This is a genomic window from Aureispira anguillae (assembly GCF_026000115.1).
GTDB classification, from domain to species: Bacteria; Bacteroidota; Bacteroidia; order Chitinophagales; family Saprospiraceae; genus Aureispira; species Aureispira anguillae.
Map to the genome: position 1 here is coordinate 4,052,888 of NZ_AP026867.1, position 17,452 is coordinate 4,070,339.

20 protein-coding genes are annotated in these 17,452 nt (G+C 33.7%); 3 read left to right on the forward strand and 17 right to left on the reverse strand.

Translation table 11 applies throughout. From position 1 onward, the window contains the following. Positions 1-216 precede the first annotated feature (216 nt). From AsAng_RS15790 to AsAng_RS15825, 8 genes are all read right to left on the reverse strand, one after another. Positions 217-648 carry a hypothetical protein gene (locus AsAng_RS15790; RefSeq protein ID WP_264788066.1) on the reverse strand — a complete coding sequence of 144 codons (432 nt, stop codon included), beginning with the start codon at positions 646-648 and terminating at the stop codon, positions 217-219. Positions 649-652: 4 nt separating this feature from the next. After that, positions 653-1,105 carry a hypothetical protein gene (locus AsAng_RS15795; RefSeq protein ID WP_264788067.1) on the reverse strand — a complete coding sequence of 151 codons (453 nt, stop codon included), beginning with the start codon at positions 1,103-1,105 and terminating at the stop codon, positions 653-655. A 49-nt stretch (positions 1,106-1,154) separates the two neighbouring features. After that, complete coding sequence (locus AsAng_RS15800; RefSeq protein WP_264788068.1) at positions 1,155-2,153, reverse strand: hypothetical protein; 999 nt, start codon at positions 2,151-2,153, stop codon at positions 1,155-1,157. A 1-nt stretch (position 2,154) separates the two neighbouring features. After that, positions 2,155-2,415: a hypothetical protein gene (locus AsAng_RS15805; RefSeq protein ID WP_264788069.1), complete on the reverse strand. Its 261-nt coding sequence runs from the start codon at positions 2,413-2,415 to the stop codon at positions 2,155-2,157. Positions 2,416-2,716: 301 nt separating this feature from the next. Further along, the gene (locus AsAng_RS15810; RefSeq protein ID WP_264788070.1) at positions 2,717-3,061 is read right to left on the reverse strand and encodes a hypothetical protein; all 345 of its coding nucleotides are present in this window, start codon (positions 3,059-3,061) and stop codon (positions 2,717-2,719) included. 166 nt (positions 3,062-3,227) lie between these two features. Beyond that, positions 3,228-6,419, reverse strand: a complete 3,192-nt coding sequence (dnaG, locus tag AsAng_RS15815; protein ID WP_264788071.1) for a DNA primase — start codon at positions 6,417-6,419, stop codon at positions 3,228-3,230. Between the two features lie 22 nt (positions 6,420-6,441). Beyond that, on the reverse strand, positions 6,442-7,623 hold the full coding sequence (locus AsAng_RS15820; RefSeq protein ID WP_264788072.1) for a hypothetical protein: 1,182 nt from the start codon (positions 7,621-7,623) through the stop codon (positions 6,442-6,444). Between the two features lie 73 nt (positions 7,624-7,696). Continuing rightward, entirely contained in the window at positions 7,697-7,960 is a 264-nt protein-coding gene (locus AsAng_RS15825) for a hypothetical protein (RefSeq protein ID WP_264788073.1), read from the reverse strand. 452 nt (positions 7,961-8,412) lie between these two features. On the opposite strand from AsAng_RS15825, the gene AsAng_RS15830 reads away from it, so the two are divergent. Next, complete coding sequence (locus AsAng_RS15830; protein ID WP_264788074.1) at positions 8,413-8,823, forward strand: hypothetical protein; 411 nt, start codon at positions 8,413-8,415, stop codon at positions 8,821-8,823. A gap of 267 nt (positions 8,824-9,090) precedes the next feature. After that, on the forward strand, positions 9,091-9,627 hold the full coding sequence (locus AsAng_RS15835; RefSeq protein ID WP_264788075.1) for a helix-turn-helix domain-containing protein: 537 nt from the start codon (positions 9,091-9,093) through the stop codon (positions 9,625-9,627). Between the two features lie 545 nt (positions 9,628-10,172). Here the strand turns inward: AsAng_RS15835 and AsAng_RS15840 are convergent. Together AsAng_RS15840 and AsAng_RS15845 are read right to left on the reverse strand one after the other, a co-directional pair. Then, positions 10,173-10,886 carry an FISUMP domain-containing protein gene (locus AsAng_RS15840; protein ID WP_264788076.1) on the reverse strand — a complete coding sequence of 238 codons (714 nt, stop codon included), beginning with the start codon at positions 10,884-10,886 and terminating at the stop codon, positions 10,173-10,175. Positions 10,887-11,009: 123 nt separating this feature from the next. Then, positions 11,010-11,240 carry a hypothetical protein gene (locus AsAng_RS15845; protein WP_264788077.1) on the reverse strand — a complete coding sequence of 77 codons (231 nt, stop codon included), beginning with the start codon at positions 11,238-11,240 and terminating at the stop codon, positions 11,010-11,012. A gap of 382 nt (positions 11,241-11,622) precedes the next feature. On the opposite strand from AsAng_RS15845, the gene AsAng_RS15850 reads away from it, so the two are divergent. Beyond that, on the forward strand, positions 11,623-12,675 hold the full coding sequence (locus tag AsAng_RS15850) for a tyrosine-type recombinase/integrase (protein WP_264788078.1): 1,053 nt from the start codon (positions 11,623-11,625) through the stop codon (positions 12,673-12,675). A gap of 40 nt (positions 12,676-12,715) precedes the next feature. Here AsAng_RS15850 and AsAng_RS15855 read toward each other — a convergent pair whose 3' ends face one another. From AsAng_RS15855 to AsAng_RS15885, 7 genes are all read right to left on the reverse strand, one after another. Next, positions 12,716-13,219: a hypothetical protein gene (locus AsAng_RS15855; RefSeq protein WP_264788079.1), complete on the reverse strand. Its 504-nt coding sequence runs from the start codon at positions 13,217-13,219 to the stop codon at positions 12,716-12,718. A 3-nt stretch (positions 13,220-13,222) separates the two neighbouring features. Next, positions 13,223-13,651 (reverse strand): hypothetical protein, encoded by a 429-nt coding sequence (locus AsAng_RS15860; protein WP_264788080.1) that lies wholly within the window; start codon positions 13,649-13,651, stop codon positions 13,223-13,225. 164 nt (positions 13,652-13,815) lie between these two features. Then, complete coding sequence (locus tag AsAng_RS15865; RefSeq protein ID WP_264788081.1) at positions 13,816-14,607, reverse strand: leucine-rich repeat domain-containing protein; 792 nt, start codon at positions 14,605-14,607, stop codon at positions 13,816-13,818. A gap of 80 nt (positions 14,608-14,687) precedes the next feature. Beyond that, positions 14,688-15,185 (reverse strand): DUF6756 family protein, encoded by a 498-nt coding sequence (locus AsAng_RS15870; protein ID WP_264788082.1) that lies wholly within the window; start codon positions 15,183-15,185, stop codon positions 14,688-14,690. Positions 15,186-15,382: 197 nt separating this feature from the next. Then, the gene (locus AsAng_RS15875) at positions 15,383-16,138 is read right to left on the reverse strand and encodes a hypothetical protein (protein ID WP_264788083.1); all 756 of its coding nucleotides are present in this window, start codon (positions 16,136-16,138) and stop codon (positions 15,383-15,385) included. A gap of 314 nt (positions 16,139-16,452) precedes the next feature. After that, complete coding sequence (locus AsAng_RS15880) at positions 16,453-16,755, reverse strand: hypothetical protein (RefSeq protein ID WP_264788084.1); 303 nt, start codon at positions 16,753-16,755, stop codon at positions 16,453-16,455. Positions 16,756-16,902: 147 nt separating this feature from the next. Further along, positions 16,903-17,412 (reverse strand): hypothetical protein, encoded by a 510-nt coding sequence (locus AsAng_RS15885; protein ID WP_264788085.1) that lies wholly within the window; start codon positions 17,410-17,412, stop codon positions 16,903-16,905. Positions 17,413-17,452 lie beyond the last annotated feature (40 nt).

Sequence of the window (17,452 nt, forward strand, 5' to 3'; positions counted from 1 at the left end):
GTTTTTAGTCCTTAATTCCTCAAAACGTTTCTTATTTCTATTGCAAGAAATCTAACAAATAAAAATCATATTGTAGTTATTATTATTAAAAAAGTGTGCAAACTTTTTTAATAAAGTTCACACACTTCTTAAATAAAGCTTACACACTTTCTAAATAAAAAAAGCCACCTCAAATGAGATGGCTTCAAAAAAATACAAATCCAATAAAACTATACACTAACTATCGCTTTTATGTTCCCCTACTTTATCAAATACAGATTGTTCCTGGTACGCATTTAAAATTCGCTTACGCTGCTTTTTTTCAACCTTCGATAGTTTCCTTGGTTTGTAATTGGTATTTAGTTGAGGTTGAAAGAAATTTCTTAAATAGATGTATGTCATTGTTGACATATAGATATGAGAGCTGGTCAATATTTCAAAACTAAAATCTTTATTAGACTCCTGTACTAGCTTGCCTTGGCTCTGAAATAAGCGCATTATCGTACAATATAAGTTGATACTTCTACCAATGTACAAAACCTCCTTTTCCCCTTTTTTACGAATTAAAAAAATACCTGCTATGGCTCTAAATCTGCCGAGCTGTTCTTGTTCAATTGGTTCATGGACGGTTATTGTATTTGTCTCTATTATTCTAAGTGGCTCATTCATTTTATTACAATTTTACGGTTTTTATAAAATCTTGGAGGTTCACTAGTTCGCTATTCGTTGACGTTATTTTGTGCAACTCTAATTTTTGCTTTCGATTATAGCGAATCAACATATAATCTTTTTGAAGCATAGAAATAAACAGCGCTTCCATTTTAGACCCTCCCAACTGTGCTAAAATTTGCTTCTTTAATAAATCAGGTGCTTGCTCCAGCTGTGTTGTTAGCATCTCACTAAAAAACGCTCCAGCATCTAAGCAATAAACCTCTTTGGCTTGCGCTGTAATTACCTGACCAATTAGTTTGCCTTCTGCTACTTTAAACAATAAACTCAGTCCATAAGCAGAAATGTTTTGCTCTTTTGAAACATAAGCTAACAACTCCCCTGCCTTGCTCATTAAGTCTTGTTCTATGACTGGTGCTTGTGTCTTCAGATGATTTTCTAAAATTGTTCTTACCATACTATTTTTGTGATGTGTGATTTATAAATGATTGGCGGTTCTAACTCAGTTATTCACCATATATAATTTCTCTAATTTCTGCATTACTGTACCCTTTTTCCAGTAGGGCTAATAGTTCAGCACTGGGATATTCATCTGCCAAATCAACATTGGCATACTCCCCATCACTCAAGCGGCGATAAGTACCATTTGCATGGCGACCAAATAACCGTCTGCCTGATTGATATTCTTTTGTTGTGGTATAATCTACTGCTGGGGCTGGCTGTTCTTCCTCGCTTTGCTCTCCTATTGGTTCCTGGTCCATTAGGTTTTCTGCTGTATTGGGGGTGATGCTTGGTTTATTTTTTCCTTCTCGTATTAATTTGAAGCGTTGAAAACCTGCCAAACTTAAAGAAGGGAGTAACCACATACCTACTGCTATCAAAAAAGTTTGCGTAGGACTAGGCGGCTTAATTCCGATTTCTTGTATATAGTTTTTAGTCGCATTAATGAGCGCCTTTTTTGCTTTTGTATCTGAAGCATAAAACGCCGCTTCTTTGCCACCAATTGCAGCACACAATTGGGCTTTAGAATTATCTAAATAATCCATGACCGCTACCCCCAATGAAGCCAAGGTATCTAAGTTTTTTTGGCTCTCGCCTGTACTCTCTTCGATCTGCTCTTCTACTGTTCTATCTTCTGGCCCTTCTATACTATTTAACAAAGGGTCTTCCTCTTCTTCTTCTTCCTCCTCCTCTGCTCTTTTGTCTTCATTCATCATATAATCCCACAAAGGATCTTCCTCTTCTTCTATCGTTTTTTCTTCCGTTTTTTCTGAATTGTCTGAAACATTGTTTGAAGTTTTTTTTTCGATTGTTTCTGCATTGTTTGAAGCTTGTGTGGAATCCTGTTTTTCTGCTGTTTTTATTTGTTTTTGGGCTGTATTCGCTGTTTCTACCTCTGTTTGAGGTATTGTTTGAGGTTCTGTTTGAAACGTTGTTTCAACTCTTGTTTCTTGTGGTTTTTCTTCCCTTATTTCTGACTGTAATTGTTTCACTAATGAATCCATTTTAAAGCGCATTTATTTGATGGTACAATGATTTTAATTCCGTTAAGCTACTGCTTAGAGAGGCATGTGTAATGATTTGCTGAACCCCTTGATCAGGATCAGCACTCAACGAATCTGTATCAACTATTAATTCTCTGCTTAATAGTTCTTGAGCCTGTTCTTGTAGCCCGTTCATTTGGGCTTTAATCAGTCTTAGTACAATACTTTTATCAATTAATGGTGGTTGGTCGCTCTTTCCTTGAGCGGTATTCTTTGAAGGCATAAAAAAAACATTGATTGGTGTATGATTTAGATTAGATCAATGTCTTTTATCGTGAAGTGGAATTGTGGATAGGTGGGCTATCTGGGTACTTAAAAAAAAGAGTAGCAAACAGGAAGTAGTAAAACCACTTTTTAGGGTGCAATTGGATTAGCTTAGGTTTTCCTATCCTGTTTGCCCGCTCAACTTAGTTCCCTACAACAAATATATTAGGCACTCTTCAGATATAAAAGAATTTTTGTCCTAGGGCTTGTATTTTATAGCGTAATCGTAAACAAACATTAATTATACGATCATTTCTTATTTACTTTTTGTTCTTTTCAACTCTAGATTGTAATTCTAGCAGCTCTATTTGGTATTGATAGATTGACTTTAAGCGCAACAGAGAATCAAAGCTAATCATATAAAAGAAGTTAAGATTTTTTAATTCTCGCTCTCTTGAAAGGTCTGCAATTAATACATCAATTTCATGTTTATTTCTTGCGGCTCTCCCTGCTAACTTTTCATCCCCTCCCTTATACCGCTCTAATAATTTTTGTTTGTTCAACTTTTGAGTTTCACGAATTTTCCCTTTTGGGGCTGTCAACAAGCCATCATCCTCTAGCTTATATAATTCTAATATTCTTTTAATATTTTCACTAAGGCTCATGTTTTTTAAAGTATTTGGTTAAATAGTAAAATATCCCATAAGAGTAGAACTATACAACATAACTAGTCCCTCCTAAAATCAAGCTCATAACAAGTAACAAAAAACCTGTGCAAATAATTTCATTTTTACCCTTCATTATGTTTTTTTTAAGATAGCTGTAACGCTCTTATTTACTCGATTTCCTTCCCTTTTTACCAGCTATGATTTTATTGTAAAGTTTCATTTGTTTTTTAGCTATTTCTGCCTCCTCTTTTTTCCTCTTTTCGGCAATCTTATTGGCGTGTGCTTCTTGCTCTGCCCAAATTTCATTTTCTGCTGCATAATCTGTTGAGGCTTTTGGCTCATCTTCTATACTTATATTCAAAACATCATAATCAAATACAAAGGCAGATGTATTTTTTTTGCCAATTCGGGTACTTTTTAGATAGTCCATAAAACTAAAATGTGTTTTGATATAATGGGACAAAGATGATTTGGTCAACCCATCTTTGCTAAATTGCCGTTTATGATGCTCTCTATATAAAGGAAAAGATTTGGATAGAGATAAATACAATAGGCGCTTAGGTCTTTCAAATCGTTTGCCTTTCCAGTCGAACCGCTCCTCAATTTTGTAATCTACTTGCTCTATCAATAAATTAGTACTTGCCAAATATTCGATAATATCCCAAAAAGTTGTTGTTTCTGTTTCGCTGTGAATTTGGTCGTTTTGGTATAGAATATTTGTGATGCAATTTTTATAAACTTCTTCCATACTGAAGGGAAAAGCTACCTTTTCCTTGAGCAAATCAAATACCGTTAAAATAGAAGCATAATTTTCTATCAATCGAGTGTCTGCCTTGACCGCTTTTTTTAATTTAGAAAAGGTAAGATTGTATTGCTGCCCATAGTTATCTTGGATATGTGGTCTTAATACGCTTAATTTTGCCGTTATATTTATCAATTCCCCATTCTTGCGCATTGCCTTCAATTCGTCTGCCAAATCTGATTCTTCCTGTGTATACTCTGTTTGTGAAAATGCCAAATTAATAACACGAGTAAACAAAGCATTATCTGAAGTGGGCAGCTCTTGACCCACAAACATACAAGCCGAATAAACCTCACTAACCAAACTCTTTGTTCCTGTCTTTTGTCCTTTCTCCCGCCCTATTCCATCATAAATGGATTTTAGCCCCTGGATGAATCTCGAATCTATCGAGTTAAAATATTCCTCACAAAACACCAGGGCATTTCTAGCCAATACCAAACGATTGTAAAAACCAACCTGTGTACCACTATTTAAATTAAAACCATCCTTGGCAATGCCGAACATATAAGATAGATTTTTTCCCATAAAAGACTTGCCTGTTCCTGGTTGACCAAATAAATTGAGTAAAGGAAAATTTACATAATCATGAATCACATCTCTAAACAAAGCAGCCACATAAAAACAAAGGGCTATTTGTCCTTTGCTTCCATGTACTTTGCAAAAAAGTGTTGACCAATCTTTGAATGTGATTTTTGAATCTTGATAAGCAAAGTTTTTTTCATCTTTAAACAGTTGACTGGAATCTTTGTAAATTTCGCTAAAGGCTGGCAAAAAATAACGCTTATCTTGATAGCTTAAAATACCATAGTTATTGGCAGGAATAAAGCCTTTATCTATCGTATAAATACCATTTCCAAAGGTGTAAAAATTATCTCTATGATAACCTAGTACGTCTATTTCATAGCAAGTTTTCATTTCATCATAAATCTTGCCTTTGATGCGGTTGTACTGCGCTATATTGCCTGTAAAAAAATAATTACCTTCTGCCTCTACCGCTAATCTAAACTTATCTAAGCTCACCAAAACCGCTGCCTCTACATCTAAAACAACCTTTTGATTGTATTTATTTAACAACTCAAATAGGCGCTTAGGATTGTCTTTTGATTTTAAATGAAATAAAGGCTTAACCACAAAGTTAGATACACAAGTATAACCACCTTTTGCATTAGAGCACCAGTATTGATTCCCATCTTCATACATGCCATATTTAAACAAGTCCGCCCGTTGTTTTGAACTTAGACTTTTTTGTTCGCTTTCAAAGTTCAAAGCCCCCATTTTATCCCGTAACTGGATGCTTAACACACTTTGTTTTATATCCAATAGTTTGGATACATCACGAATGTAACAATCTCTTACTAGCTCATTTTTTATCTTAGCAATCAATTCAACTGCTAACTCGCTGATTCGCTGAATCGCAAAATTATCACGGTCTGAGTTTTGAAGCTCATGCTCCAAATACCAATTGATTGCATCGGTTTTATTTGTCTTGCAATAAATGGTGAAGCCCTCCGCTCCTATCTCTCTAATGTAACTATCAGGATCTTGTTTTTCGGGCAAAGCGATTATATCAACATGAAGCCCTAACTCAATCAATGTGGGTAAATTTTTTATCGCTGCCTCTATTCCTGCTTTGTCTCCATCGTACAATAAAACAACACGCTCAGCATAGCGATTGATTAATTTAGCCTGCTGCTTGCTCAATGATGTTCCCCCAGTGGCTACTGCTCCTAAGAACCCACCATCATACAAACTTAGCACGTCCCAATAGCCCTCCACCAAATACATGGTTTTTGTTTTCTTGATGGCTGAAAGCTGTTGAGCCAAACCATACAAAAGCTGCTCTTTGTGGTAAACTTCGCTTTTAGGACTGTTTAAATACTTGATTTGGTCATCATTCATCGCTCGACCTGCAAAGCCTACTATTGCTTTGCTTGGGTTGTGTATCGGGAACAACACTCTATTTCTATAGGCATCAAAAAAACCTTTTTTTCCTTGCTTAATAATGCCTAGTTCCTTTAATATACGGTTGTCTAATTTCAAGTTTTTTGTAAAATGCCAGGCTTCAGGCGTTTGACAAATTCCAAATGTTTTGACGGTTGATCCCTGTAAACTTCTTTTATCAAATTGAATCTCCCCTTTTAGCTCCTCAGCTCCATGATGATGGTTATAATAAGCAGCTGCCAGCAAACGATTGTACAATAAATATTGCTCTTTTTTCTGTTGACGTTTCTTCAGTTGCTCCAGCTGCTCCTCACTTACATTCTCGGCATATTCAACCGCTAAATGATGTATTTTTGCTGCGTATTCTACTGCCTCTAAAAAATCAACTTGCTTGTATTCCATCACAAAACTAATCGGTGTATACGTTTTGCCACAGCTCCCAAAACAAGTTGCTATATTTTTTGATTTTGAGATTGAAAAAGAAGGTGTTTTTTCTTGGTGGAATGGGCAGCAAAGTTTTGCTTTGCTGCCTTCTTTCCAATCCGTAAGAGATGAAACAATGGTTTCTATCTCAAACTTTGATTTTAGTTGCTCAATATTTGTAATATACATCTTGTGTTTTTATAGGGTTGGTTTATGCTTTTTTACTCGTGCGTCCTGTGTATTTTTTTCCGTTCCGTTCTTCCCAAGCTGTAATTTTACATTGCTCGGTACAATACGTATGATTCCATGAATTATGGATAAACCCCTTTTTACATACAGGACATTTTCTTGTATATTTCACTTCCTTTTCTACTGTCGTACGGCTGCCGTTTTTTTCGATTGTTGGCTGCTCCTGGTAATCTATAAATCCTATCTTTTTTTGGTTGAGTACGGGTGCCACTCCTCCCCGTCTAACGGCTGCCGTTACGGCTGGCGTTACTACTGCCGTTGTTGCCGTTGGCTCCTCATTTTCAACGGCTGCCGTTTCTTCCAAGCCTAAGCGCTCTTTTCGGCAATTATCATAGTACCACCAACTAAAACACAAGCACAATAAGAGCAAGGTTTCAAAGCCTAAAACCGTATATTCTAACTGCTGCCGTAACGTCTGACGTTCTTTCAAAACGGCTGCAATCAGCCCAGCTGTGGCGGTGTCTGCCTCCGCAGTCAATCCCTCATTGGCTGCTGCTAAATTGCGCAACTCTTCTCGTTGCTGAGCAATCAAATCATTGATGCTTTTGTTGTGTTCATCAATCGAGCGTTGGTCTTCGTGTCTAAGCTTTCCATAATAAAGCCGTGTGGCTCTCAACGTATCTCGTTCCTGTTCTATCGCTGCAATCTGCTGTTGATAATCTGCTTTAATACTCGCATCACTTTTTAAAATTGGCTCAACCTCTGTTGGCTCTGGTAGCATTAAGTCCGCTACAAAAGAAGCCCCACCATAAGAGATTCCAATACTAATGCCGACAAAAACGACCGATACCGCAAAAGAAAAGTGCTCAAATTCTCGATATTGAAAAGCAGATTTTAGCACATCATCTAAGGCAATACGTTTAATAATTTCAATAACCAGGACAACTACTAATAACAAAGGGATTCTTAACAGTATCGGAACATTGCCAAAGTAATGGTACAACATCAACCCAGCTGTTATTAAACTGGCAATTTGAACCGCAAACGCTAAAGCCATCAACGACAAATTGACCAACCAAAAGCGTTTGGAAAAGGTCGTATGCTTGAACTTTTTATCTAGCGTAGCCTCCATACTTTCGGAGGCTATCAAAGAACTTATTCCTTTACGAGCTAAGGAATAAGGATTTTTTATAAAATTTTTCATAGTTTTGTATTGCTTTATTTTTCTGCCGTAAGGCAGGAGATTAGGCTCCTAAGTTGGCGCTTAGGAGCTTTTTTTATTTTAATCCTTTATATTCTTCAACTGTTATCTTTGAAATGCCTAAGCCATAGTTATCAATCAATTCCGCTGCGTCCATTTCCAAGGCCTTGGCAAACTTTAACGTCAATTCATAAGTAGCATTATTGGGCGCATTGCGAATGTGTGTGAGCATCTTCTTTGTGATTCCTATTCGTTTGTGCAAATTGCGGTATACACTAACCGCCAATTCATCCAAAAACTGGCAAAAAAGTTGCTGCATTGTTAATTGGTCTTTTTTCATATTTGTTTAGTTATGGGCAAAGCTTCGCCAAGCCACCCTATAAAAAAAGTAGCTTGTTGAAGACTTGCAATTAAATAATTATGGAATTTTTGTTGAACGTAAGGACTCGAACCTTATACTAACTATATCAACCCCTTGTTATAGTATTGTAGCTACAGCCGTGCAGCCGTTCATCCGCTGTAATTCTTCCCACAGAATCACTTCACGATAAATAAGACATTGTATATTTTAGCCTAAAGCAAAAAGTTAGTACCTTGCTTAGCTAAATATTAAGAACTTTTTCTGTCAACATTCTTTGCTCATTCCACTAAGTAGTTATGTTGACGCTATAAATGTATAAGCTTTTTTACCGATTTGCAACTTTTTGAACCAAAAAGTTATCTTTTTTAATATTTTACAACTTTTTAACCAAAAAAGAAAAAGCACTATCCCAAAAGAAAAAAAACCAGTAAATGACTATACACCAAAGATTTAAAGAACTTTTATTTGCTTTAAATACAAACGGATCGCAATTTTCAAAAAAAATAAATGTTTCCTCTACTTCTATCAATAAGATAATCCAAGGAAATGGTCTTCCTAGCTCAAAAATTATAATTCCACTGATAGAAAACTATCCAGAGGTTAACATATACTGGTTACTTGTAGGAGAAGGGGAAATGTTTAGAGAAGGAACAGCTAAAAATAAACAAGCTGAAGGCAAAACAGATATTAACTCTACTACTGATAATATCCAAATTCAAAAGTTAACTACTGAGATTAAATACCTCAAAAAAGAAATAAAAGTATTAGAAGCTTCTAATACTACCTTGAGTAATCAAATCAAAGATAAGGATATGATTATTTCATTGTTGCAAAAAAAATAACTGCCTAGCCCCCAACTGTTCATTCGTTGTAATTCTTCCCACAGAATCACTCCACGATAAATAAGACATTGTATATTTTAGCCTAAAGCAAAAAGTTAGTACCTTGCTTAGCTAAATATTAAGAACTTTTTCTATCAACATTCTTTGCTCTTTCCACTAAGTTTTTAATGTTGACAATACAAATTAAAACCTTTTTAGTCTTTAAAACAACAAAAAGGCAATAAAAGTATTAAAATATTTTGTTAATTTTTTTAAGATTTTCTATAAATGTCTACATCTGACCGCTTTAAGCTTTTTCTATTTAATCAAGAAAAATATGTAAAAGACCTTGCTGAAGAGTTAGGAGTCACTCAATCTGCATTAAATAGAGTCGTTCGAGGTGAAGCAATGCCTAGTTCTAAGATATTAGTACCACTTGCAAAAATGGGTGTTAATATCAATTGGCTGCTATTAGGTGAAGAAGAAATGCTTCGTGAGAAGTTCTATCTCGAGAAACATGATAGCCCAATCTTAAGAAATGAAAAAGTCCCCTATCAAGAACCCATCAACAGAGCCCATCCGCTTAAAGAAGCTATCACAATATTGCAAAATGAAAAGAAAGACCTGGAGCACCAAGCAACAGAATCCGACTTAAAATATATGGTAGAGCTCCAAGTCAGCAAATCTTTTAAAGAAATGCACGATCTATTAAAAGAACAAGTAGCTACTTATGAAAAGTTACTGGAGCAAAAGGATAGATCTCTACAGGATAAAGATAAAATCATTGAATTACTCGAGCAGAAACACAAGGATAACAAAGTGTAAGTTTTCTACAATCATAAAAACAAGTAGAATAAAATAATTTTGTGACTTTTGAGTTTTTAGCATTTTTTACCTTTTCTATCTTTTTTTTAAATTGAAAAGCTTAAATCCATATTATTTTTCCAACAAGCCCATTTTTTAACACAAATACATAATAACCAATAACTTACGTTTTCCAACAGGTGTTTTTTTGTTGGAAAAAGGGGCTATTTTGTTGGAAAAAGGGGTCATTTTGTTGGAAAACCAAACTTATATCCAAAATTGAGTTTTTACAAAGTCCTTTTCTGTTTCCAACAAAACCGCCCTTTTTCCAACACGTTTCCAACACGCTCCAACACTTTTTTTTAACTATTTTTAATTATATTTTTATATTACTAACTAATAACTAACTACTTAACTAAATTACCTCTGTATTAGTAAGAGCATTTTTGGCGTTTGTTGGATGTTGGAAACAAAAAACGGTATTTTTGGCAGAAGTTTTTTTTGAAGACACTACTCTATTTTTATTAGTTCGTTATTTTCATTTTGTGACATAGTTAAAATAAACCTTAATCCTTAATACATCGAATGCAACAAACATACTTATCATCATTGGCAATATTTTTATACACATCATTATGTATTAATAATGCTGTTGAAGAAAAAGTTTTATAAACAGGTCTTATGTCAGGAGCACTAGGAGTCAAATAATAACTATAAAAACTTGTCGTCCATAAGTTTTCAACAACAGGGCCTTTCAAATTAAATTTAGATGTATTAGTCCCCCTACCATTCCAACCTGTTGTTGACATAAAAACAGGTGGCAACCCACAAGCTCTACCAAAGAATGGATAATCAATTGTATCTTGTGGATTCATCCCTAGATTAATTTCAAGTATGCCCCATTCACTAACACTGGGCAAATGCCATCCATTGGGGCAAGCATATTGTGCTGAGGCAAAATTATACCAATACTTATTTTCGTATACAGTATCTAAACCTGGTATTACCATTGACCTCCCCATAGAATCACTTAGTACATATTGCAATGTATCAGGAGTATTATAAGCCAAATGTTCAGCCATCCATGTTTGATTACATACTGTTACTGTCTCATAAGTTGTACTATCCCTTGTATCCATAAATGCTCCTAACACAGGTTGACATCTAAAATTTTGATCAATTGGATTATACGCCTCACAAGGATCTGGATTATAGCAACTATAAAAAGAGCAAAGTACAAGAACAGGAACAAAGTATAGTATTTTCTTAATTGATAACATGAGTTTTATTTTATAAGGATTTAAAAATCTCACAAAAGTAAAGATTAGCTCTAGTTTATTAAAAGATTCTCTTCTAATAGTAAAAAGGCTACTAAAACTAATATTTTAGCAACCTTTTTACCTTTACTTCCATTGAGTTTTTCTAAAGCTTTTCCAATTTCGTTGGTATTTACTTTCTGTTGAGTTCACAACTTCCCATCCATGGGGAAAACACCAGGAGCATCCCAAACGATTGCCATAAAGCACCCTTGAAATTTTTGTTCCTGAAATTTTCTTTGGAAAGTCAATCAATCCATAATCCTCAATTAAGCCAAAGGTTTTTCGTAGTCCACTACGATGTTTATTTACTTTCATTTTTCACTGTATTTTGTGTTAATACAGTGTGCCTTTATAAAAGTGAGCTAAATAAACCATCTGTTAATAATGTTTAATTATACAGTGACAAAATATATTTTTATCTTCTCCCTTATACAATCGTATATCGTTAAAAATCGTTCATTTTCACTACAGAATTCTCTTACAAAAGTCAGAGCAGACAAAGGCTGTCTAAAAATATATGTATAACACTAACAAACAAGAGTTAAGGTCTAAAAAAGTATTATCCGATATTCTCCACAATTTATCTTATTTAGTTTATAGCCAGCCAACTATAAATTACTAAGATATACCATTTGTTTCCATCAATGTATCATTGTTGTCTCGTTTTGTATGCTTGAATACAGAAAAGTTTAAAACAATGAATAAAAAAATTTTGCCGCCCAGAATATATACAGGCAATAATTCCTTATCCGCTCGATGGTTTGTCTCCTATGTGGATAAGAAGGGAAAAAAGAGGAAAAAATACGGTAATATCAACCAATTTACTTCCATCCACGAAAGACAAAAAGCTGCACAAAGAATCGTTAAAATACTTCAATTAGATCACTTAAAACAATCCCACAACGAGCTTGCAGCTAAGATTTACAAGAACTTAGACGATTTAAAATCTACCTGGCGCAAAAAGACCTATCAATGTAAAAGATCTCAGATTGGTATCTTTTTAAAGTTTATGGAGCAAAGGGAATGGAATGCTGAGAATGTAAGTTGCTTCTTTCTTGAGTTTCTAACCAAAGAGAAAAGATTAACGCCATCTACTTATAATGGTTATATTATGTGTCTTAATCAGGCGCTCAAATGTTGTGATATGCAACACCTCATCAGCCCTTTCCAACCTAGAAAAAAGTCCCCTACTCCTGCTTCTTATTTTACAATGAGTCAACGCAGTTTTTTAATCAATATCCTGCAAAAGGAAAATACGGACCTATGGTTTTTCGTCCAATTTATTTATTACTGCTTCCTACGTCCTAGGTCAGAACTTCGATTACTAAAGGTTGGGGATATTATTTTAGAAGATAAAAAGATACTTGTACCTGCGACCATTGCCAAAAATAAAAAGCAGCAATATATTGCGATTCCTGATGCCTTCTTCCCTATTGTAGAACGAAAAGTAAGGGGACGAAATCCCAATCACTATTTGTTTCCAGGGAATAGTCCTGAGTCTCCTACTGGTACCAATCGGTACGGGGAGCAGCATCGTCTTATCCTAAAACGATTGGGCTTTGATACCAAACGTTATAAAATGTATTCTTGGAAACATACGGGAGCGGTTGCTGCTGTTAAGGCTGGAATTCATATCAAGCAACTCCAAATTCAGCTTCGCCATCATTCACTGGATCAGGTGGATGCTTACTTGAGGCAATTGGGGGTTTCTGATTTGGGGGATCTGCAAAAAGGTTTTCCTAAGTTATAGGAAGATAAGAGGAGCTTCGTTTTGGGGCTCCTTATACGATCTACTCCATATTAGCTATCTTCTCTAATATTAAGTCAACATCTTCTTTCTCGCAAAGACCAAATTTGTAGTACTTATAATTTCCTTGCTGAATATCATCCCAATTGGGAAGCTCTTTCAGTATATCTGGTATTCCATTTTCAAATTCAATAATGCAAAAAGTATGATGACCTGACTCAATCATATTTAATGGTATTCGTCCATTCCAAATCGCAAATTTCACAGTTGCTAAAACATCAAGGCTTTTTGTCTGCTCATCAAAGCAAATTAGATAAGTATATGTTTTAGGTATCTCTACATCACAATAACCATAACCTGTATATACTATTATCTCATTTCCAGTCAAAGTCCAATTATAATACTTATGGAGCAAATCTTGATTAAAATCCGTTTCACTCCCCAAACGGGCTCCAATTTCTTCCTTTTTGGGTAATAAGCTTACAGGAATCGTTCCTATTATAGGTAATATCCTATCTTCTCTTGGGCAATTAGTTTCTTTCAACATTTATTATTTTGATTCATAGTTATTATCTACTAAGCTCTTTCTCAGTTTAACTATGCATTTTAGAACCTCCTTTCGATTTTTTCGATCCTTAATCCATTGAGGTAGACGACTCACCAAACTTCTATTAATATTAGGAGTTCTCGTTCTTAAATCTGCTTCAACATATCTTTCAAGAAAAGTTAAATGTTCTAAGTTTATCGCCCATAAAATATTTCCGCAACAAGCGATTTTTAGAAAATTTTCTACTTCTACTGTTATAGAATTTAGTCCAGAACAAGGATCCATTAATTTAAATTTTTTATTATACCCACAATGAGTACAGATCAGTTTTAAATCATTAAAATCAATAGGTTTTGAACAGTTCGGACAGCCTACAATCCTATAATTGTAAAAATTACTCAATAGTTTCCCATTATCTATAAACTCTTTCATTATCTTTTAATTTGTTATCTCAATTCTATTGCAACCAAGCTTCATCTTAATAAGGTTGTTTGATCAACTGTACTGGAGGGCTCAGTGTAACAACACGATAAAATTAGTGGGATCCCACGGACCCACTTAATTTTGATCGCTAATTGTTATCATCCGTTTAGTATTTAAGAATACCAAACATCACAATTTAATTTTTTTGCTAGCGTTCTTGCGTCACTTTTTTCAATATATGTGGCAGTTAGATTAATTTCCTCTATATTTTCAAGGTTTTCAAAATATTTAGGAATAGAGTCAATTGGATTATTGCTTAAATTTAGAGATTTTAAAGATTTTAGATTTCCCAAAAAACTAGGAACTTCTTCAATACTATTGCCTTTTAAATTTAGTTCCTCCAGAGAGTTTAGTTTTTCTAACTCATGAGGTATATTCTTTAATAGATTAAAATCCAAGTAAAGAGTTTTTAGTTTTTTTAGAGCTCCAATTTTTGGGCTCAGATAAGTAATTCTATTGTGACTTAAGCTAAGATGTTCGAGGGTTGATAGTTCAGAAATTTCGTTTGAGATACTTTTTAGTGAATTGGTTTCAAGATTTAGATATTTTAGATTTTTCATTTCGAAAAAATCCTTTGGAATTTCTTTTAAACTATTATTGTGATAGGTGAAGGCTGATAATTTATTAAGCTTCTTAATATTTTGAGGGAGGTAATAACCCATCTCTTTTAATTTTTCTTTAGGTATGCTAAAGAGTTCTAGATATTCTAAGTTAATAATATGTTCCAGTCTATTAGGAATGGAAAGCTCACCTAAGTTTAGCAATTCTGTTAACTCAGTCCAAGGAGCAATTAATGCTCCTAAATCTATGTTTGAACTTCCCGAAATCTGTACTGCAATTTCAATATTTTCTCTAACTCCTGATTCTATAAGTCGATTTAGTTTGTTAAGAATTGGATTTTTCATTGAAAATTTATTGATGCCAACGGTTTGTATAATAAGTATAGCTTTCCGATAGGCGGCTATGAATTTTTATACAGTGTTACCTACTTTTTTAATTCTTCAATTTGATGTTTCATTTTACCAGTTCCAATCATAATATCGTGATGATTTATGATTAAAATCCATTCATACTTCTTTGAAACAATTAATATTTCGTCAGTATATCCAGATTCCCAGAAAATTTTCTCAAACGCATTAATTGTTCCTTCATAAATCCAAAATTTAGACTGTTCATTTACAGTTTCATCAAGTAAAAACCAAACTTGTTCTGAAGATTTTATTATTGACTCTAAATCAAGAGTCTCATAATTTACAGAAATTGATGAATAGTCATCTATCAATGATTCCCATATCCATCTTGAGTTTTTAATTGTAGAAAATCTTGTCCAAATTTTAGATTCAATTCCTTTCCATTCCCTTATGTTTACTTCCAAAAATTCATCTTTAGAAATATTCAGTTGGTCACAGATTTTTTTTATCTCGACACGTAAATTTGTCCAAGTTGTTTTCCTCTTAGATTTTATGTGTCTATTTTTAGTCATTCTAATTATACAAAACTGTGCGGAATACCATGGATACGTATCTAATTTACTCCGTCCCAGAGAAAAATCGTAGATTTTGCTAGTATTTTCTTTAGTGCACTAGCAAAATCTATGATTTTGCGGCGTTAGTCATGCCACGAAGTTTAGGATACCCGACGGAAACCTAGCATGGTCTGTATACATTGTTGTAGACTGTTTTAAGTTAGGATATTCCAAAAGTCTAAATAGTGAAATAGTTTTTTTGAATTAATAATTTTTATATGTTTCACACAATCATATATCAATTCAGAATCTTTGTCACTAGGATTTATTTTAATTTGATTAATTCCTCCTTCTTTGGGGAGAGCTAGTTTGACTTTTCGAAATAGATAACCAACATGATCTGCTAAATATAAAATAGGTTCGTCCTTTCCTTTTGAGCCAATTATTTTTTCAATATTATTTAATGTATTTCCATCATGTTCAAATCCGTGATAAAGCCTTATGTAAGTATCTTTATCTGAGTAGAGCCTAACTTTAGGAGAAAAAGAAGGCAGATATTTAATTCGCTCATTTATGCAGTGAAGGTAGAAGTAAAACGCACTAGCTCTGTAATTACTTTTCTTGAAAGGAACAGTTATTTCATCATTTTCCATATACGTATTTAATCTAGAATCTGTTAACCATTCTTTTACAAATGGGAATGAGAACCAGTGCAACTCATACTTCAAAATTATGGTTGTCATTAATTGCATTAATAACTTAGAGTCTGCTTTGTTTTTATAAGCTTTATGTGCATGAAACCCTTTTTTTCCAACTTTTTCTAGAATCAACTCAAAATCAGTTTTGATGGATGGTAATTTAGATAAGTCATCAATGTAGATACCATTAAAATATATGACTAGGTTTTGATTTTGTTGTTTATTTGCCTCGATTTCTATTTCGTCTGTAAATAATAATGAATTGAATGACATGTTTTAGTTTTTAGTAATCTAATTTGCATATCTGTTGAACTCATTAATACTGATTATTAGTTCCTCCTTATATAATATTAGTTCTAAATATGAGCAAATAAACTTCGATAAGAGATTGTCTACAACTAGTAAATATACACAATGACGTATATATCTTCTATATTTTGCTCCTTTAGTAACTCTTTATTACGTATAACCAATATTATTAATGATGAATAAGGTTCATTGCCAATAAATATAAGCATAGTTCCCTTAATTCATTAGCATTTGAAGCAAAATATTCAAACCTATATGCTATAGTTCTACACTTGTTTTTATTTAAGATAGGGAAGAGGTTTTAGAGGTGGGAGGTTATTTTCTTCTCTCCTTTCTACCCACCAAAAAGAGTCTTTCCCATAATAAAAATGATATGCCCAATAAACAGGTGATTCCCGATATATCGGATCACCTTCTCCTTTTACAGATCCTACCTTTAACCAAACCTTATTTATTCTTCCAACTGCCTCTTTTGATAAAATCCCATGTTCTAGCATCATCTTTTCAACAATTTCTTTCAAATATTGAATTGACTCACCATCTGTATCAAATGTAAAGTCCTCCTCTTTGATGTTCATCATTTATTTTTCAGCTTTTAGGTTTTGATTACATAGAACGTACCACAAGATGTGCGAACCGAAACATGCTAATTCCTAGAACAAGGCAAAAGACAAGGCTTTAGTTTTAGTTCTAAATATGGGATAGATATAGCTCTTATTGACCGTTGCTTATTTTTCTTCTTTTAAGATACTATTTAGTTTAGTCATTACATACTGTTCAGTAGAAATTCCAAGCTTTTTAAATAGTTTTAATTTTAGATAGATTGATATAGGAATAAGGATCATAATCATCAAATAAATTAACCTGAGTAAGCTTGTTTCTTTTTCAACACCCATACTTTCAGGATTTACTAAGCCATAAAGGATAATAGGAGTAAATAGAATACTTAACATAACGAAAAACGTTAGTATATTTTTGGTTGCTGACTGTATATTTATTTTAGATATTACAATTGTACTGTTTTTGTTTTTGGACAAGCTTATACTTCCTTCATATTTGCTAAGAACAAGTGGGAAGTTCCATTCATAAGTTTCTCTAGACTTGAATTTAAAGCTATTCAAACTTTTTTTTTCTGAAATTAAGTTTTTATCACTTTTTAAGATTCCCCACAATTGCTCAGATACAATATTTATAGGGGAATCGATTTGGCATATAGTTTCTTCAGGAGTTAAATTCATTTCTTGAAAATGTATTTTATTTTTAACTACTTTTTATATG

Excerpts from the sequence above, each read along its gene's own strand:
- AsAng_RS15790 (WP_264788066.1), bottom strand. The coding sequence starts at position 648 with ATGAATGAGCCACTTAGAATAATAGAGACAAATACAATAACCGTCCAT.
- AsAng_RS15795 (WP_264788067.1), bottom strand. The coding sequence starts at position 1,105 with ATGGTAAGAACAATTTTAGAAAATCATCTGAAGACACAAGCACCAGTC.
- AsAng_RS15800 (WP_264788068.1), bottom strand. The coding sequence starts at position 2,153 with ATGGATTCATTAGTGAAACAATTACAGTCAGAAATAAGGGAAGAAAAA.
- AsAng_RS15805 (WP_264788069.1), bottom strand. The coding sequence starts at position 2,415 with ATGCCTTCAAAGAATACCGCTCAAGGAAAGAGCGACCAACCACCATTA.
- AsAng_RS15810 (WP_264788070.1), bottom strand. The coding sequence starts at position 3,061 with ATGAGCCTTAGTGAAAATATTAAAAGAATATTAGAATTATATAAGCTA.
- dnaG (WP_264788071.1), bottom strand. The coding sequence starts at position 6,419 with ATGTATATTACAAATATTGAGCAACTAAAATCAAAGTTTGAGATAGAA.
- AsAng_RS15820 (WP_264788072.1), bottom strand. The coding sequence starts at position 7,623 with ATGAAAAATTTTATAAAAAATCCTTATTCCTTAGCTCGTAAAGGAATA.
- AsAng_RS15825 (WP_264788073.1), bottom strand. The coding sequence starts at position 7,960 with ATGAAAAAAGACCAATTAACAATGCAGCAACTTTTTTGCCAGTTTTTG.
- AsAng_RS15830 (WP_264788074.1), top strand. The coding sequence starts at position 8,413 with ATGACTATACACCAAAGATTTAAAGAACTTTTATTTGCTTTAAATACA.
- AsAng_RS15835 (WP_264788075.1), top strand. The coding sequence starts at position 9,091 with ATGTCTACATCTGACCGCTTTAAGCTTTTTCTATTTAATCAAGAAAAA.
- AsAng_RS15840 (WP_264788076.1), bottom strand. The coding sequence starts at position 10,886 with ATGTTATCAATTAAGAAAATACTATACTTTGTTCCTGTTCTTGTACTT.
- AsAng_RS15845 (WP_264788077.1), bottom strand. The coding sequence starts at position 11,240 with ATGAAAGTAAATAAACATCGTAGTGGACTACGAAAAACCTTTGGCTTA.
- AsAng_RS15850 (WP_264788078.1), top strand. The coding sequence starts at position 11,623 with ATGAATAAAAAAATTTTGCCGCCCAGAATATATACAGGCAATAATTCC.
- AsAng_RS15855 (WP_264788079.1), bottom strand. The coding sequence starts at position 13,219 with ATGTTGAAAGAAACTAATTGCCCAAGAGAAGATAGGATATTACCTATA.
- AsAng_RS15860 (WP_264788080.1), bottom strand. The coding sequence starts at position 13,651 with ATGAAAGAGTTTATAGATAATGGGAAACTATTGAGTAATTTTTACAAT.
- AsAng_RS15865 (WP_264788081.1), bottom strand. The coding sequence starts at position 14,607 with ATGAAAAATCCAATTCTTAACAAACTAAATCGACTTATAGAATCAGGA.
- AsAng_RS15870 (WP_264788082.1), bottom strand. The coding sequence starts at position 15,185 with ATGACTAAAAATAGACACATAAAATCTAAGAGGAAAACAACTTGGACA.
- AsAng_RS15875 (WP_264788083.1), bottom strand. The coding sequence starts at position 16,138 with ATGTCATTCAATTCATTATTATTTACAGACGAAATAGAAATCGAGGCA.
- AsAng_RS15880 (WP_264788084.1), bottom strand. The coding sequence starts at position 16,755 with ATGATGAACATCAAAGAGGAGGACTTTACATTTGATACAGATGGTGAG.
- AsAng_RS15885 (WP_264788085.1), bottom strand. The coding sequence starts at position 17,412 with ATGAATTTAACTCCTGAAGAAACTATATGCCAAATCGATTCCCCTATA.